At 64.3% G+C, this 15,779-nt stretch carries 15 protein-coding genes and 1 tRNA gene; 4 read left to right on the top strand and 12 right to left on the bottom strand.

The annotated features are described in order from the left end of the window. Positions 1–2: 2 nt before the first annotated feature. The 3 genes from F8O09_RS01980 (at position 3) to F8O09_RS01970 (ending at position 1,845) form a co-directional block, all read left to right on the top strand. Positions 3–356: a LexA family protein gene (locus tag F8O09_RS01980; protein ID WP_158053756.1), complete on the top strand. Its 354-nt coding sequence runs from the start codon at positions 3–5 to the stop codon at positions 354–356. Further along, on the top strand, positions 338–1,663 hold the full coding sequence (locus F8O09_RS01975; RefSeq protein WP_158053755.1) for a Y-family DNA polymerase: 1,326 nt from the start codon (positions 338–340) through the stop codon (positions 1,661–1,663). The genes F8O09_RS01980 and F8O09_RS01975 overlap by 19 nt, the downstream gene beginning before the upstream one ends. A gap of 108 nt (positions 1,664–1,771) precedes the next feature. Then, positions 1,772–1,845: transfer RNA gene (locus tag F8O09_RS01970), tRNA-Ile, on the top strand. A 357-nt stretch (positions 1,846–2,202) separates the two neighbouring features. Here F8O09_RS01970 and F8O09_RS01965 read toward each other — a convergent pair. The 5 genes from F8O09_RS01965 to F8O09_RS01945 all read right to left on the bottom strand — a co-directional run bounded on the left by F8O09_RS01965 (position 2,203) and on the right by F8O09_RS01945 (position 6,602). Then, positions 2,203–3,537, bottom strand: a complete 1,335-nt coding sequence (locus F8O09_RS01965; RefSeq protein ID WP_158053754.1) for a HipA domain-containing protein — start codon at positions 3,535–3,537, stop codon at positions 2,203–2,205. Beyond that, positions 3,530–3,718, bottom strand: coding sequence for a helix-turn-helix domain-containing protein (locus tag F8O09_RS01960; RefSeq protein ID WP_225732809.1), 189 nt, complete (start codon positions 3,716–3,718; stop codon positions 3,530–3,532). The genes F8O09_RS01965 and F8O09_RS01960 overlap by 8 nt, the downstream gene beginning before the upstream one ends. A 503-nt stretch (positions 3,719–4,221) precedes the next feature. Continuing rightward, positions 4,222–4,662, bottom strand: coding sequence for a hypothetical protein (locus F8O09_RS01955; RefSeq protein WP_158053752.1), 441 nt, complete (start codon positions 4,660–4,662; stop codon positions 4,222–4,224). Then, on the bottom strand, positions 4,659–5,360 hold the full coding sequence (locus F8O09_RS01950) for a glutamine amidotransferase (protein WP_158053751.1): 702 nt from the start codon (positions 5,358–5,360) through the stop codon (positions 4,659–4,661). The genes F8O09_RS01955 and F8O09_RS01950 overlap by 4 nt, the downstream gene beginning before the upstream one ends. A 24-nt stretch (positions 5,361–5,384) precedes the next feature. After that, positions 5,385–6,602 (bottom strand): alpha/beta hydrolase family protein, encoded by a 1,218-nt coding sequence (locus F8O09_RS01945; protein ID WP_158053750.1) that lies wholly within the window; start codon positions 6,600–6,602, stop codon positions 5,385–5,387. Positions 6,603–6,723: 121 nt separating this feature from the next. Between F8O09_RS01945 and F8O09_RS01940 the strand changes: the two genes are divergently transcribed. Continuing rightward, positions 6,724–7,134, top strand: a complete 411-nt coding sequence (locus F8O09_RS01940) for a nuclear transport factor 2 family protein (protein WP_158053749.1) — start codon at positions 6,724–6,726, stop codon at positions 7,132–7,134. Between the two features lie 21 nt (positions 7,135–7,155). Here the strand turns inward: F8O09_RS01940 and F8O09_RS01935 are convergent, their stop codons facing one another. From F8O09_RS01935 to aceE, 7 genes are all read right to left on the bottom strand, one after another. Then, entirely contained in the window at positions 7,156–7,704 is a 549-nt protein-coding gene (locus F8O09_RS01935; protein WP_158031406.1) for a PadR family transcriptional regulator, read from the bottom strand. A gap of 121 nt (positions 7,705–7,825) precedes the next feature. Then, entirely contained in the window at positions 7,826–9,067 is a 1,242-nt protein-coding gene (locus F8O09_RS01930; protein ID WP_158042968.1) for a beta-ketoacyl-[acyl-carrier-protein] synthase family protein, read from the bottom strand. 189 nt (positions 9,068–9,256) lie between these two features. Then, positions 9,257–9,505: an acyl carrier protein gene (locus F8O09_RS01925; protein WP_158031408.1), complete on the bottom strand. Its 249-nt coding sequence runs from the start codon at positions 9,503–9,505 to the stop codon at positions 9,257–9,259. 68 nt (positions 9,506–9,573) lie between these two features. Then, positions 9,574–10,611: a beta-ketoacyl-ACP synthase III gene (locus tag F8O09_RS01920; protein ID WP_158054417.1), complete on the bottom strand. Its 1,038-nt coding sequence runs from the start codon at positions 10,609–10,611 to the stop codon at positions 9,574–9,576. 50 nt (positions 10,612–10,661) lie between these two features. Then, entirely contained in the window at positions 10,662–11,600 is a 939-nt protein-coding gene (locus tag F8O09_RS01915) for an ACP S-malonyltransferase (RefSeq protein WP_158053748.1), read from the bottom strand. 96 nt (positions 11,601–11,696) lie between these two features. Further along, complete coding sequence (locus tag F8O09_RS01910; RefSeq protein WP_158053747.1) at positions 11,697–12,962, bottom strand: PucR family transcriptional regulator; 1,266 nt, start codon at positions 12,960–12,962, stop codon at positions 11,697–11,699. After that, entirely contained in the window at positions 12,955–15,681 is a 2,727-nt protein-coding gene (gene aceE / locus F8O09_RS01905; RefSeq protein ID WP_158031411.1) for a pyruvate dehydrogenase (acetyl-transferring), homodimeric type, read from the bottom strand. Before aceE ends, F8O09_RS01910 begins: the two co-directional genes overlap by 8 nt. Between the last annotated feature and the right edge of the window lie 98 nt (positions 15,682–15,779).

The raw sequence follows: 15,779 nt of genomic DNA, 5'->3' as shown, positions 1-15,779 counted from the left end.
TGATGGCAGGTTTTCCCTCTCCCGCGCAAGACTATTGCGACGGCACGCTCGATCTGAACGAGCATCTGATCGACGATCCGCTGACGACGTTCGTCGTCAAAGTCGTCGGTGACTCGATGGTCAGAGCAGGTATCTTCGACGGCGACGAGGTCATCGTCGATCGTTCGCGCACCCCGTCAGACGGCAGCGTCGTCATCGCCGTGGTCGACGGGGAGCTCACGATCAGACGGTTTCGGCTGACGCCTTCCGGTGCCGAGCTGCATGCAGAGCATCCCGGGCATTCAGTGATCCGCATGCGCGAAGGCCAGGAGCTCTCCGTCTGGGGAGTCGCAACACGATGCCTGCATCGACTGTGAACGGGCTGGCGGGCAGCCGATCGACGACAGGCGGCGAACGTTTCGCCCTCGTCGACGTGAATTCGTGCTTCGCGGCATGTGAGCGCATCTTTCACCCCGAGCTCGAAGGAAGACCCGTTGTCGTGCTTTCGAACAACGACGGCTGCGTGGTCGCGCGCAGCGCAGAGGCGAAGGCGATGGGCATTCCGATGGGCGAGCCCTGGTTCCGCATGCAAGTCTGGGCAGACAAGAACGGCGTGGTGGCACGTTCGTCGAACTATGAGCTCTATGGCGAGATATCCGGGCGCATCATGTCGATGCTCAGGCGGTTCAGTGACTGTGTCGAGGTCTATTCCATCGATGAGGCGTTCGTGCGCCTGCGCGGCACCACAGAGCAGATGACGGCCACCGCTCGCGAGATGCGCCATCGCATCCGCCATGACATCGGGGTGCCGGTGTCGGTCGGCATCGCGCCCACCCGTACCCTCGCAAAGCTGGCGAGTCACGGCGCCAAGCAGAACGCGGCGCTGAACGGAGTCACCAGCATCGACTGGTATTCGGCTGATCAGCTCGATCGCATTCTTCGGGCGACGCCGGCCAGCGACATTTGGGGCGTAGGCCGGCGCACGAGCAAACGACTCGCCGTCTTGGGAATCGAGACCGCAGCTGCGCTGCGCGATGCCGACGTCGAGCAGATGCGCCGTCGGTTCAGCGTGCGCATGGCCCACACCATGCTCGAGCTGCGCGGTCAGCCGTGCATCGACTACGACGTGCAGCCCGGCGTGCGGCAGCAGGTGATGTACTCGAGGTCGTTCTCGACACCGGTCACGACCGTCGACGACATGCACGAAGTGCTGACGGTCTATGCGCAGTATGTGACCCGGCGGCTGCGCGCACAGAACTCTGTCGCCGGGGCGGTGCACGCGTTCGCTTCGACGGCGTGGGCGAGCCCTCCAATGCACACGGCGAGCGGCGCGATCGAGGTGATGCCTCGAACGGACGACCCAGTCACCGTCGCAAAGCGAGCGTGCGCGCTGATCCTGCCGCGCATGCTCGAAGACCGCCGCTATGTGCGCGCCGGCATCACGCTGAGCGATCTGCGACAGCCGGGGGAGCAGCAGGAGTTCGACCTCTTCGACGAGCAGCCTGAGACGATGCACCATCTGGGATCGATGCTCGATCAGGTGAACGACCGACTGGGCGGCCACGCCGTCGGGCTCGGCGCAGCAGGGCTGAAGGCCGGGCCGGCGTGGCAGATGAAGCGTGAAATGCTCTCGCAGCGAGCGACGACCAGATGGGACGAGCTCGCGACCGTCGTCGCAAAGTGATCTCGAAGGCGCATTCTGCGAAACGCTGGCCATCGGACTGCAGCCCAGAGCACCGCACCCGGTAACATTGACTGCTGGCTGCGGCGCATCAGCGCGCAATCGCGGTCGGGGGCGTTAGCTCAGCTGGTTAGAGCACGGGACTCATAATCCCTTGGTCGTGGGTTCAAGTCCCACACGCCCCACTTCTTGCCCGGTATCATGCGGATCTTTCCTCGTCACAGAGGAGCGCAGATGCGCTCAGGCAACAAAAATCTGCCCTCAACGTGCCTTGCCCGCCGAAGTATCCCGATTTGCCCCGTTGGATTCCGGCGTCTTCTGCGGTCCGCATAGGGGCATGAGACAGAACGGCACCGACATCCAGCGACTCCTGGCCATCAACGAACTCGCAGAACTCCTCAACATCTCAGTAAAGATCATCAGGCATCTGCACACACGTGGGGCTGACTCCCAAGCGGTGGAGAGGCGGATTGCTGAGATGGCGGCCAGAAGGTGTAGCAGCCCACCTCGTGTTCGCGGGTCGACTATCCGCGCACTGTGGCTCAGCTGCGCGCTTGTGGTCGCAGTCGGAACGTCTCGCGCACGCTTGCGTACAGGGGCGAGTTCCCCTGTACTGCCTCGACGGTGCGGCCCAGAATGCCGGTGTCGTCGAGGGTTTGGAGCTCTCCGACCTCGGTCTCGAGTGCTGCGGCGAGGTTCGTGACCGTGTCCTCCACGATGCGCTCGGATTCGTCACGTGGCACACCGAGCGTCCGTCCGGCTTCGACCAGCGCCTCCGGAAAGATCTGACGAAGATCATAAGTGCCGCCGAGTCTCAGGCTTGACAGAATCTTCCTGTCGTCGTCTGCGTGGATGTACGGCGCATACGAAACCACGTCGTACATCGGTGCCAGCCTCACCGTGTCTCCGTCGAGCATTAGGGAGTAGTTCTTGGCGTGTGCGTCGGTGTTGAACAGGAATGTATTAGCGACGACTCCGCGCAGAAAGTCACGCGACGCCTGTAAGGAGTCGTCAGCTGTCAGCTGGGCTCTGAACAGCTGGGCGATGTCCCCGAGCCCGGGACCTCCGTCGCTCTGGTATTTGTGGACTGGGTCGATGCCGATCGCCTGGCAAAGGTCCTCCTGGTGCCGGCGGTGGACAGTTCCGTCACTGCCCTGGTATCTGTCGTAGCGTCGAGACACGATCGCACGCACCGACTGGTCGGGTGCCTCCCAGATGTCGGTGTCGGCGGCGGGTATGCCGGCTCGGGCGAGTGCTCTCAGACATAGCAGTTCGACTAGGTCGGATTTCGGGAATGCAGCACCATCGCGTGGCAGTGGTTTGAGGATGTAGGTTGTGGGCTGGGTGCGATCGGGTACAGCCCAGTCGCTGGACTCTGTCTTGACGAGGGCGAGTTTGGGCTGGGCACCTGCGATGCTCATTCGCTGTGTTTCGGGTGCAGGGGTGCCGCTGCGGTAGGTGTCGATCACTTCGTGGAGCGCCTGGGCGAGTTCGCTGTCGCTGATCGGGCTCGGTGGTGTGCTGGTACTGAGGCTGTCCTCGACGGTCTCACCGGGTTGCACGATCTGGAGCGCCCCGGCGACATCGTGTCCGACATGCTCCAACAGTGCAAACGGTGAGTTGGCTGACACCCGGTAGCGTGTCGCCATGGCTGACAGCGCCTGCGCGTTGTCCGGCAGCAGCCCCTGGAGGAATGATCGCACGACCTTGTTCTTATGGCGTGTCTTCGACACAGGCATAGACAGCGACAATGGTGTTGCATTCTCCCGCTGTGTGTATTCGGCGTCGTACTCGAATGTCAGGTTGCCAGCCCCGGACATGTGTAGGTTCCCGATCTTCACGCCGTCCATGTGCACGTCGAGTCGGCGGTCAGTCATCGTTCACCTCTAGGTGGGCATCAAGTGCGTCGAGCACGGCCATGACCAGCCGTACGTTGGCCGCCGGTTTGCCCAGCTCGAGCTGGGCAAGCCAGCTGCGCGACACGTGAGCCTTAGCGGCGAGCTGATGTTGAGTGAGGCCGCGTTGCTCGCGAAGTGTCGCAACTCTGCCACCCAGCATGCCCATTGTCTTCAATGGCCGTCCCATCACACTCTCCTGTGTACACGTTCGTAAACAATACCCATTGTACACGCTCGTGAACAATATGAGATGTGTATGTTCGTGTACAGCCTCAGTTCTGGAGCCTCTCTATCAGGCCGAGTGAGGCGATCATTCCGCGGACAGGAACGTGCGCCAGATCACAGCCACATCAGTGTTCATGAATATGTTCGACCACCTGCTCAGACGGCGTACGAGCGGGTCGAGGAGGCTCGCGCGGCGATTGTCCCACCCATTTGCCGCAGAGAAAGCGAGAGCCGCTGGTCAAATCATCGCCTTCACACGCCGGCGACGGTGTTGAGGCAATCAGCCAAGAACTCGAAGCCCAAGGTCTGCCGTCAATTGCAGATTTCGGACGGATCCAAGTAAGAGGCACCCTCAGCTGGTGGAGACTTCACCGCAAGCGGAAGAACATCCTTGCAAAAGTCGGCTGACAATCATCGAATCTGACGCAGACCGTCGGCTCAGAACTGCACCATTTTCTCAAACAGCGCCTTGGGCGACAGTGACTTTCCTCGTCTGACTGCGATCAGAACGGCAACCACGAAAACCACGACGTAGAGCATCAGAGTAGTTGCCCAGTAGCCGTCTCTCGAGACGACAAAGAGCGTCAGAAGTATCGCCCAGACGAGTGGATACAGCAAATACCATGAGATCGACCTCGGTGAGGTTCGTCGGTCTTCTTCCATATCTTCATTGCCGGCAGCTGAGGGGTCTGATCGGGATCTTCGCCCTCGGGCCACCAGACCGACCGCAGGGATTGCCACGATACCGACGACGCCTGTGACCCAGCCCGATGCTGGAGCGCCCAATACGATCAGCAGAATTCCCGTTCCGATGAGCAGCCCGCCAGCCAAGCACACAAACGCGAGAGTCCGACTTGTAGCGATCGGCGAGCCGTTCATCGGGCCGCCCCGTCGAGCCACGTCTCCACGACCGCCCTCGCGGCCGCAGCCAATGCAGGCCCGACTGCCACGGCATCCGCTCGAATCGACCGCGGATCGAGCCCCTCGGCAGCGAGCTCATGTGCGTGCCCGATCAGCCAGCGCTCTATCTGCGCGGCATCGGCTTCGAGATGAAACTGCAGAGCGAGCACGTTTCGGCCCACGCTGAAAGCCTGATTCGAGCACGCATGCGAGACAGCCAGATGCTCGGCCCCTGCCGGAATGGCGAACTCGTCGCCGTGCCAGTGCAGCACGGGGATGCCGTCCAGCGGCCGCAGCGCAGAGTCGCGACCCAGCGCCGTGAGTTCGATCGGCGCGTATCCGATCTCTTTGCGCGGCATTGGCGTCACCGACGCACCAAGAGCGTGAGCGATCAGCTGAGCCCCGAGACAGATGCCGATCAGGGGCTTTCCCGCACGCAGCCGGGCAGATATCGCAGCCTGCTCATCACCGAGAAACGGGTAGGCATCGGTGTCGGCGACTCCTATCGGCCCGCCCAGCACGACGACCAAATCCGGTGCCAGCAGGTCGTGAGACGTGATCTCGTCGATGCCCGCATCAACGTATTCGACGTTCCAACCACGTTCACGGAGAACCGGCTCGATGACTCCCAGGTTCTCAAAGGCCACATGTCGAATGGCCACCGCACGTCGCATCATGCCTGCGAGCATAGAACGGTCAGATTACGATCGCGAATCCCTGGCCGGCATCTGCTCGTCAAGCCAGTCGAACATGCGCTGCGCGGTCAGAGTGCGGGCAAGAGGCTGACAGTGCTGATCGGCGCCCTCGTCGGCGGTGAAGTCGATCAGCGTCGAGACGGCAGGCGCGAGCTCTGCGAGCCGTGCCGACTGCCCCGGCCAGAACTGCTCGCCCTCCGGGCTCGTGATGAGCAGGGGAGTGCGAATCTGCCCGGCGACCTCGGTGAGATCGTACGTCTGAACGGCCCGGATTGTCTCGGCATAGCCAGAGGTGCCGTAGGGCCTGGCCCGAAAACGCCAGGTGCGCGCGGTATCAGCCGAGAACCTCATGCCGATCGTCATCTCCTGGTCAAACTTCTCGTCGCGACCGGCTTCGAGCAGCCTCACCATATGGGCCGGCAGGTGTTTGAGCCATGATGCGGCCACAGAGACCACCCCGGGATCGACGATCGCCGCGGCGAACCGATGCTCGAAGGCCAACGCGCGAGGCACCCAATAGCCCGCCTGGCTGATGCCGTACACACCGATGCGCTCTGGTTGCACGCCCTGACGCGCCGCGAGCATCTCGTAGACGGGTGTGAGCACATGCTCCCAGTCAGGTCGAAACGTGGTTGCGGCGTCGAACAGCATCGACTGCTGCCCGGGCCCGTCGAACATGAGCACGCGATAGCCGCGTCTGAGAGCTGCTGCGGTGCATGACGCCCAGACGGATGCATGCGAACCGTCGCTGCCGTTCACGGCGACCAGCGTGGCGCCGTTCGAGATGCTCGGGTCCGGCTCGAAGAGCCAGCCGGGCAGCGTGGTGCTCTCGTAGGGAATCTGCAGGTGCGCGACCTGATGCCCACAGCGCGCAATGAACGACTCCCACGCCTGCAGCTGCTTCGCGAAGGTCGGGGCCAGCTGCGAGGTGTCGGCCAGTGCGCTGATCGCGTTCACGGAAACGCCGAAATAGGTTGAAGCACGCAGCCACGCCTCGGCCGCGCTCACAGAGTGCCCGTTCTGATCAGCGTGCCGTGCGATCTGCGAGGCGCGGTCGCCCAAACCATGCCAGGCGAGGAACCATGCCTCATGGTCGGAGGCCTTGACTCCGGTCACAGCCGCCAGTACCTCGCCCACGTCTGCCGCGCGTTCGACGCTTGCGCCGATCACACAGCGAATCTCGTAGTCGCGGTCGGAGGCTCTGCTGAAGGCAGGGGATTTCATCGATGTCGTGTGCATGGTCGCCGTCCCAACGCGTCAGGCGTGCACGTCGATGTGCACGGCTCGGTACCCCAAAGCTGATCTGCTGTTAGCATACGGGCATCCCATGTCAGAGAGGCAACCGATGACAGCAGATGGTTCACTCACGTCGGTACAGCGCATTCGAGACATGTTCGCCGAAGTCGTAGTCGCGAAGAACGCCGAACTCATCGGGCACTACTACGCCGCCGATTTCGAGCTCTTCTCCAACGGCATGGTGCAGAGCTATGAGTCATTCGTCACAGAGCACCGCAAGGTGTACGCGACCGACGTGCAGTATCAGATCGAATACGACGAGTCGGCATGGTGTGACGCGGCAGACCGTGTCGCCGGGCGCCTCTGGATCACTACGTCCCGTCCTGATGAGCCTGCCACTCGTATCGAGGTGGTGTTCATCGCAGCGATGCGGGCGGGGCTCATCACCCGGCTCTGGGAGACGACCTGGCCGAACTGGTCAGATCTCACAGAGTTCGCGAACTATCGCACTGATGACTGATGACGCAACGACTGCCCGGGTTCAGGCGCGTTTGGGCGGACGACCCCGCCGCGGGCGCTCCTGGTCGATCGGGAACGCCGTCGGCGTGCGTGCCGCCTGCTGAATGACCTGGCGCAGCCAGTTCGTCTCGGCGTTGAGCATGCTGTGATACCCAAGCCAGACCATGCTGGTGATCGGTTCTGGCAGACCTTCAAGCGGGGCGGTCGAGCGCTGCAGACAGGCCTCGAGATGCCGTTCGGCGACGGCTTTGCCGTCGACCGAGGGCAGAGAGAGCGCAAGTGACACTTTCCGAATGGTGTCGAGCGCCGACGCCCCGTCGTCCACCGACTCAAGCCATCGATCGAAGACCTCACGCCCGGCGTCGGTGGGTTCGTAAAGCACCCGGCCGTTCTGGGGTGCGCCGAACTGCTGCACGAGTTTGTCGCGGCCGAGCCGTTCCAGAGTCGAGTAGATCTGGCCGGCATTGACGTCCATGAGACCTGCCGTGCGGCGCAGCAGTTCGCTGCGCAGCTGCGTGCCATAGCAGGGCGACTCAGCAAGGATGCCGAGGATGCCGAAGCGTACGACCATGTCTCCTCCTCATCCAGCAGTCAATGATACCGGGTGAGTGCGGCGTTCCTGCTCAGGCGCAGGGTGTCAGTACACAGACCGGTGACGGCGCAGGGCCGCCCGGTGCTTCTCGCACGCGCGATCAGACGCTGCGCACACCGACGACGGCGTTGTGCCCGCCGAACCCGAATGAGTTCGAGATCGCGAAGAGCTGGCCCTCGTCAGGCAGCTGATGGGGTGCTCCGGTCGGTGCGAAGAACGGCGTCTCGGGATCCTGCTGGTCGAGGTTGATCAGCGGGGGAGTAACCCGATCCTGCACCGCCTTGACGGTGAAGACCGTCTCGAGCGCACCGGTGCCGCCGAGCAGGTGCCCTGTGTTGCCCTTGGTCGCGGCGACCGGGATGCTGTCGAGCGCATCGCCCAGCACAGCGTGCAGCGCTTTGTACTCGGCGGGGTCGCCGACCGGCGTCGAGGTCGCGTGCAGGTTGATGTGGCTGACGCTCTCAGGAGTCTCGCCCGAGTTCTCCAGAGTCGCCCGCACGGCACGAGCGGCGCCGAGGCCCTCGGGGTCGGGTGAAGTGATGTGGTACGAGTCAGCTGTGACTGCGCCGCCGGTGATCTCGGCATAGATGTGCGCGCCGCGAGCCAGGGCGTGCTCTTCGCTCTCGAGCACGAGCACCGCGGCGCCCTCGCCCATGACGAAGCCGTTGCGGTTCACGTCGAGCGGGCGTGACGCGTGCTGCGGGTCGTCATTGCTCTTGCTCAGCGCGCGCATCGACGCGAACGCGGCGAGCGGCAGCGGGTGGATGGTCGACTCGGTGCCGCCGGCGATGACCACATCGGCGTAGCCCTGCTGAAGATGGTCGTAGGCGTTGACGATCGACTCGACCGACGATGCGCATGCGGAGAGCACGGTGCGAGCGAAGGCCTGCGCCTGGAACTCCAGTGAGATGGCCGCGGCTGAGGCGTTCGCCATCAGCATCGGCACGGTCAGCGGCATGACGCGGCGAGGGCCGCGCTCCCGCAGCGCGTCATAGGAGTCGAAGAGCGTCCACACGCCGCCGATGCCGGTGGCGAAGTCGACGCCCAAACGGGTCGGATCGACCTCGGGCGCGCCGGCATCCTGCCAGGCCTCGCGCGCCGCGACGATCGCAAGCTGCGTCGACGGGTCGTTGCGTTTGACCTCGACAGGGGTGAGCACCTCTGCGGGGCGCACTTTGGCCTGACCGGCGAAGCGCACCGGCAGATCATACTTCTCGACCCAGGGCTGGTCGATCGTCGAGACTCCGGATTCACCGTTGAGCAGCGCCTGCCAGGTCGAGGCGACGTCTCCGCCGAGCGGATTGGTCGTGCCCATGCCTGTGACGACGATCTTCTTCTTCATGGTCTCTCCGTGTCTCAGATGTCTCTTGGGGGAACGGCGCCGATCGTGTCGGCGCCAATATCTCTGACGGGCGTTTGTGACGCTGCCGTCGGGCGGCGGGCGCGGCGACGCGTCCAGATGTGGATGCGCGTCGCCGGCGCCGCGAGTGGGGGGCCGTGCACCTTTGGTGACGGCCGGCGTCAGCCGAGCCTACTTGCTGGCGTTGACGATGAAGGTGACGGCGTCGCCGACGGTCTTCAGGTTCTCGATCTCTTCGTCGGGAATCTTCACGCCGAACTTGTCCTCGGCGTTCACGACGATGGTGGTCAGCGAGATCGAGTCGATGTCGAGGTCGTCGGTGAACGACTTGCCCATCTCGACGTTCTCGGCGGGAACACCGGTCTCCTCGTTGATCAGCTCGGCCAGGCCCTTGAGAACCTCATCCTGAGTGTGTGCCATTTTCTTCTCCTTCTGTGTGTGACGAAAGCCCGGTCGGGCTGCCGCGATGCGAATGTCGCCGTTTGAGACTAGGGGAGCGCCACGACCTGTGCGCCGTAGACGAGCCCAGCGCCGAAGCCGATCTCGAGCGCAAGGTCGCCGGTCTTGACCTCGCCGGCATCGATCAGCGCACGAGTCGCGATCGGAATCGAGGCCGCGGAGGTGTTGCCGCTGTGTGCGATGTCGCGCGCGATCACCACGTTCTCGGGCAGCTTCAGCTGTTTGGCGAACTCATCGATGATACGCATGTTCGCCTGGTGGGGAATGAAGACGTCGATGTCATCAGGGGTGAGACCTGCCGCCTCAATGGCCTGCCGGGCGATCTTCGCCATGTCCCAGACCGCCCAGCGGAACACCGTTCGCCCCTCTTGGCGCAGCGTCGGCCAGCGGTTGATCTGTTCGCCGTCATGCTCGCCGAAGCCGGTGGCCTCGCCGTACGCGACGCCGTCGCGGTACTCGAGCAGCGAGTTCGTCATGTGGATGGTCTTCCAATGCGAACCGTCCGAGCCCCAGACCGTCGGCGAGATGCCTGGAGTCTCGCTGGGGCCGACCACTGCAGCGCCTGCGCCGTCGCCGAGCAGGAACGAGATGGAACGGTCGGTCGGATCGATGACGTCGCTGAGCTTCTCTGCGCCGACGACGAGCACGTTGTGCGCGAGGCCGCTGCGCACCAGCGCGTCAGCCTGGCCGATGCCGTAGCAGTAGCCGGCGCACGCGGCCGAGATGTCGTAGGCGGCGGCCGGCGTCGAGCCGATCTGATCGGCGAGCCAGGCTGCCAGCGACGGGGTCTGATACGGGTGTGTCACCGTGGCGACGATGACGGCGTCAATCTCGGTCGGGTCGATGCCTGCGTGCTCGATGGCCTGCTTCGAAGCAGCAAGCGTGAGATCGCTCAGGGTGACCTGGGCCGAGGCGCGGCGACGGTCGATGATGCCGGTGCGCTGGCGGATCCACTCGTCCGACGACTCGATGGCCTCGACGAGATCGTCGTTCGTGACGACCTGGTCGCCTCGAGCTGCTCCGATGCCGCGGATGCGAGCGTACTTGGCTCCTTCAGCGGTGCGCATGACTGTGCTCAATGCCGTGTTCCTCACTTCGTGTTCTGCGGTTGCGATGATCAGTCGTCGAGGTGGTCGGCGATCAGGTCGGCTGCTGGTGCCAGATCGTCGGGGGTCACGATCGCCTTGCTCGGCAGCCCACGCAGTTCGCGTTTGGCCAGTCCGACGAGGGTGCCGCCGGGGAGCAGCTCGACCATGGCGGTGACGCCGTGCTCGACGAACGAGGCCTGGTCGGCGTCCCAGTGCACGGGCGAGGCGACCTGACTGATGAGCAGATCGAGGTAGCGCTGACCGTCAGGCACGACCGTGCCATCGGCGTTGGTCCACAGTGGCCCGGTGGGGTCGCTGGTGCCGAAGGTGTCGCGCAGGCCGAGCAGGTGCTCGCGGGCCGGCTGCATGTAGGTGGTGTGGAAGGCGCCCGCCACCGAGAGCGGAATCACTCGGGCACGAGCCGGGGGCTCCTCGACCAGCTTGGCCACAGCGTCCACCGCACCGGCGGCGACCAGCTGGGCTGCGCTGTTGAAGTTCGCGGCGGTCAGGCCGAGCGCGTCGAGACGGGCGAGCACCTCGGTGCGGTCGCCGCCGATCACGGCTGCCATGGTGGTCGGCGTCGCCGCCGCGGCCTGTGCCATCGCCTGGCTGCGTTCGCGCACGAAGCGAGCGGCGGTCTCAGCCGTGAACACACCAGCCAGAGCTGCGGCGGTGATCTCGCCGACGGAGTGCCCCGCGTAGCCGAACGGTGCCGAGTCGACACCGCGAGCGGAAAGCTCGGCTGTGAGTGCCTGAGCACTGATCAGACCGGCTGCCACGATGAGCGGCTGTGCGATCGCGGTGTCACGAATCGTGTCGGCGTCAGAGACGGTGCCGGCCTCGACCAGATCGATGCCGGTGGCCGTCGAGAGCTGCTCGGCCAGTTCGCGGAGTTCGGGACGTTCAAGCCACGGCGTCAGAAAGCCGGGCTTCTGTGAGCCCTGTCCAGGGCAGGCGAGAAGAATCATCGTCTCCATCCTTGTCGACACAGGCCCCAGTATTGTGTGGAGAATCCGCACGAAATCACTTGGATCCCTTTAGCAGGAACCGATAAACGGCCGCAATCACTCATGCGTGTCGTTGATGGCACCGAGAATCAGCGCCGTCTGCAGAATGAGCGCGTCGCGTGGCTCGGTCGGATCCCAACCGACCACCTCTGCGATGCGACGCAGCCGATAGCGCACCGTGTTGGGGTGCACATAGAGAGCCCGAGCCGTGCCCTCGAGCGAACGACCGCTCTCGAGATAGGCGCGCAGCGTGCCGAGCAGGTCGGTGGTCTGCTGCACCAGAGGCAGATATGCGCGCTGAATCAGCGTGACGCGTGCCAAGGGGTCGCCGGCAAGCGCACGCTCGGGCAGCACGTCGTCGGCGAGCGTGGGCCGCGGTGCCGACTGCCAGCCGGCGACCGCAGTGAAGCCGGCCTGGGCTGCCTGGGCCGAGGTGCTCGCCTCGAGCACCGTGGGAACAGGCGGGCCGATGACGATCGGGCCGTCGCTGAAGTGCGACATCAGACCGCTGACGACCCGCTGCACTGAGAAGGCCGCCGAACGTTCCACACCCTCTTCGTGCTCTGATTCAGCGAGCACCAGAACGAGCCGATCTGCCTGCACGCCCACAAGCAGCTCTGCGCCGAGCTGACGGGCCTGACGGCGCAGCTGGTCGAGATCGGGAACGCCATGCACCGAGGCGATCACGGCGTTGACCTCTCCGACGGCCTGCCAGCCGAGTGCGGCCACGCGACTGGGCAGCTCATCGGCCGACTCACCGTTCAGCACCGAGTCGACCACCAGTGCCTCCAGGCGGTCGTCCCACTGCCCACGCGCCTCGGCCGCCTTCGCATACACATCTGCGGCGGCGAAGGCCACATCGCGCGAGTAAGTGAGAAAGGCGAGTCGCAGCTCGGGGTCGTCCGAGGTGAACTGCTCCTGCACGACCGAGATCACGACCTGCACCAGTTGCAGCGTCTGCTGCAGCGAGACCGACCGAATCAGCTCTCTCGGGGCGTTGCCGAAGATGTCGGCCGCGACCCACGCATCCGTATGAGGATGCGATGCCTCGGCGGCCGACGTCGGCTCGCTCTCGGCGGTGCCGGAGTCGCTCGGGAGGCCGCGACTGGCGAACCAGTTAATGAACGACTGGATGCCAGACTGGGCGACCAGACCGATCGCCGAGCGCCGGGCGGGCGGCAGCGCAGCGTACCAGGGCAGGGTTTCGTCGAGACGCTGCAGCGTGGCCGTCGCCATCTCGCCGCTCACTGAGCGCAGTCGGGTCAGCGTCTGTGAACGATCGCTGGCCCGACTGCCACCGCCCGCGGCGGTGTGATCACTCATGCGCTGATTCAGCCTCGATCTCGGGTGACGGGATGTTCAGCAGGTCGTAGCGAGTGATGGCCTCGGTCGCGGCCTGTCGGCTGACGACGCCCTGTTCGGCGAGCTGCTGCAGCATGCGCACCACGATCGACTCAGCGTCGATCTTGAAGTAGCGGCGGGCTGCGGCGCGGGTGTCGCTGAAGCCGAAGTCGTCGGCGCCCAGCGTGGCGAAGGGCTGGTCGACGAACTGGCGGATCTGATCGGGCACGGCCTTCGTGAAGTCGGTGACCGCGACGATCGGGCCCTTCGCTCCACGCAGCCTCTCGCTGACGAAGGCGGTCTTCGGCGTCTCTTCGGGGTGCAGGAAGTTATGCTCCTCGGCGGCGACGCCGTCGCGACGCAGCTCGTTCCAGCTGGTCACCGACCAGACGTCGACGTTCACGTTCCAGTCATCGGCCAGGATCTGCTGCGCCTGCAGCGCCCACGGCACGGCGACGCCCGAGGCGAGAATCTGCCCCTGCGCCTCGCCGCGAGGAGCAAGCGCCACACGGTGGATGCCTTTGACGATGCCCTCGACGTCGACGTCTTCCGGTTCGGCAGGCTGCTGAATCGGCTCGTTGTAGACGGTCAGGTAGTAGATCACGTCGGGGTTCGGATGTGTGCCGCCGTACATGCGGTCGAGGCCGCTCTCGACGATGTGCGCGATCTCGTATGAGTATGCGGGATCGTACGTGATGACTGCGGGGTTGGTCGACGCCAGAATCGGGGAGTGACCGTCAGCATGCTGCAGGCCCTCGCCGGTCAGAGTCGTACGACCAGCTGTCGCCCCCAGCAGGAATCCGCGGGCTCGTGCGTCGGTCGCCGCCCAGAGCACGTCGCCGGTGCGCTGGAAGCCGAACATCGAGTAGAAGAGGTAGACCGGCACCATGATCTCGCCCTGCGTCGAGTACGACGTGCCGAGCGCCGTGAACGCAGAGGCCGCGCCGTCCTCGTTGATCCCGACGTGGTAGATCAGACCCTGCGGGCTCTCTTTGTACGCCAGCAGCAGCTCGCGGTCGACCGAGGTGTAGTGCTGGCCGTGCGGGTTGTAGATCTTCTTCGAGGGGAAGAACGAGTCGAGGCCGAAGGTGCGTGCCTCGTCGGGCACGATCGGCACGAATCGCTTCTCCCAGCCCTTCTGTGCCAGCAGATCTTTGAGCAGACGCACGAAGGCCATTGTGGTGGCGACCTTCTGCTTGCCCGAGCCCTTCTTGACCGAGCCGTAGGCCTTCTTGGGCGGCAGGTCGATGTGGGTCGGGTGGTTCTGGCGATCGGGGATGTAGCCGCCGAGCTCTGCACGACGCTCGCGCATGTACCGAATCTCGGGAGCGTCGTTGCCGGGGTGGTAGTACGGGGGCGCCCAGTGATCTTCGGCCTCGATCTGTGCATCGCTGATCGGAATGCGCATGTGATCGCGGAAGGTCTTCAGGTCGTCGACCGTCAGCTTCTTCATCTGGTGCGTGGCGTTGCGGCCTTCGAACGAGGGGCCGAGGCCGTAGCCCTTGATGGTGTGAGCAAGGATCACTGTGGGCGACCCGGTGTGCTCCATGGCTGACTTGTAGGCCGCATACACCTTGCGGTAGTCGTGACCGCCGCGCTGCAGCGCCCAGACCTGATCGTCGGAGTAGTCCTTGACGAGTTCGAGGGTGCGCGGGTCGCGCCCGAAGAAGTTCTCGCGCACATATGCGCCGTCTTCGGTCTTGTACGTCTGGAAGTCGCCGTCTGGGGTGTCGTTCATGAGCTTGACGAGTGCGCCATCGGTGTCACGCGCAAGCAGTTCGTCCCACTCACGGCTCCAGACGACCTTGATGACGTTCCAGCCCGCACCGCGGAAGAACGACTCGAGCTCCTGGATGATCTTCGTGTTGCCGCGCACCGGCCCGTCGAGTCGCTGCAGGTTGCAGTTGATCACGAAGGTCAGGTTGTCGAGCTGGTCGTTCGCTGCGACCTGCAGCAGACCGCGTGACTGGGGCTCGTCCATCTCACCATCGCCCAGGAACGCCCAGACGTGCTGCTGCGAGGTGTCTTTGATGCCGTGGTTGTGCAGGTATCGATTGGCCTGCGCCTGGTAAATCGCGTTCATCGGGCCGATGCCCATTGAGACGGTCGGGAACTGCCAGTAGTTGTCCATGTGCCGCGGGTGCGGATACGAGGGAAGTCCGCCCGGCACTGAATGCTCCTGACGGAAGCCATCGAGCTCTTCGCTGCTGAGACGCCCCTCGAGGAACGAACGAGCGTAGATGCCAGGAGAGGCGTGACCCTGCATGAAGATCTGGTCACCACCGCCTGGATGATTCGGCCCGCGGAAGAAGTGGTTGAAACCGACCTCGTAGAGCGCTGCCGACGACGCATACGTCGAGATGTGCCCACCGACTTCGATGCCCGGGCGCTGTGCGCGATGCACCAGCACGGCGGCGTTCCAGCGGATCCAGCGACGGTACTTGCGTTCGAGCTCTTCATCACCGGGGAAGGCCGGCTCGTTCTCGGTCGCGATCGTATTGATGTAGTCGGTCGTGGGGATCATCGGCACGTTCAGCTGCAGATCTTTGGACCGCTTGATGAGACTCATCATGATCTCACGCGCGCGACCGCGACCGTGGGCCGATACGAGCTCGTCGAGCGACTGCTGCCATTCGCGTGTCTCGTCCACATCACTGTCGACGTAGTCGGGCTCGTACGGATCCTGGCTGTTTACCGCCATCAGTTCCTCACCTTCGTTTGGTTGTTGACCACAGATCAGTGTAAGGGAAGCGACAAGCATCCCAGTGGCTTCGCCGAGCAACCGAATACGATCTGATC

The organism is Pseudoclavibacter sp. CFCC 11306 (assembly GCF_008831235.1).
Lineage (GTDB): Bacteria > Actinomycetota > Actinomycetes > Actinomycetales > Microbacteriaceae > Pseudoclavibacter_A.
The sequence above is the reverse complement of the archived record's forward strand: the minus strand, read 5'-3'. Positions and strand labels throughout refer to the sequence as shown.

Bases quoted from the DNA above. Each gene is read 5' to 3' on its own strand.
- F8O09_RS01975 (WP_158053755.1), top strand. From the start codon at position 338: ATGCCTGCATCGACTGTGAACGGGCTGGCGGGCAGCCGATCGACGACA.
- F8O09_RS01915 (WP_158053748.1), bottom strand. From the start codon at position 11,600: ATGATTCTTCTCGCCTGCCCTGGACAGGGCTCACAGAAGCCCGGCTTT.
- F8O09_RS01935 (WP_158031406.1), bottom strand. From the start codon at position 7,704: ATGGTCGTACGCTTCGGCATCCTCGGCATCCTTGCTGAGTCGCCCTGC.
- F8O09_RS01930 (WP_158042968.1), bottom strand. From the start codon at position 9,067: ATGAAGAAGAAGATCGTCGTCACAGGCATGGGCACGACCAATCCGCTC.
- F8O09_RS01920 (WP_158054417.1), bottom strand. From the start codon at position 10,611: ATGCGCACCGCTGAAGGAGCCAAGTACGCTCGCATCCGCGGCATCGGA.
- F8O09_RS01945 (WP_158053750.1), bottom strand. From the start codon at position 6,602: ATGAAATCCCCTGCCTTCAGCAGAGCCTCCGACCGCGACTACGAGATT.
- aceE (WP_158031411.1), bottom strand. From the start codon at position 15,681: ATGGCGGTAAACAGCCAGGATCCGTACGAGCCCGACTACGTCGACAGT.
- F8O09_RS01940 (WP_158053749.1), top strand. From the start codon at position 6,724: ATGACAGCAGATGGTTCACTCACGTCGGTACAGCGCATTCGAGACATG.
- F8O09_RS01925 (WP_158031408.1), bottom strand. From the start codon at position 9,505: ATGGCACACACTCAGGATGAGGTTCTCAAGGGCCTGGCCGAGCTGATC.
- F8O09_RS01965 (WP_158053754.1), bottom strand. From the start codon at position 3,537: ATGACTGACCGCCGACTCGACGTGCACATGGACGGCGTGAAGATCGGG.
- F8O09_RS01960 (WP_225732809.1), bottom strand. From the start codon at position 3,718: ATGCTGGGTGGCAGAGTTGCGACACTTCGCGAGCAACGCGGCCTCACT.
- F8O09_RS01955 (WP_158053752.1), bottom strand. From the start codon at position 4,662: ATGAACGGCTCGCCGATCGCTACAAGTCGGACTCTCGCGTTTGTGTGC.
- F8O09_RS01980 (WP_158053756.1), top strand. From the start codon at position 3: ATGGCAGGTTTTCCCTCTCCCGCGCAAGACTATTGCGACGGCACGCTC.
- F8O09_RS01950 (WP_158053751.1), bottom strand. From the start codon at position 5,360: ATGATGCGACGTGCGGTGGCCATTCGACATGTGGCCTTTGAGAACCTG.
- F8O09_RS01910 (WP_158053747.1), bottom strand. From the start codon at position 12,962: ATGAGTGATCACACCGCCGCGGGCGGTGGCAGTCGGGCCAGCGATCGT.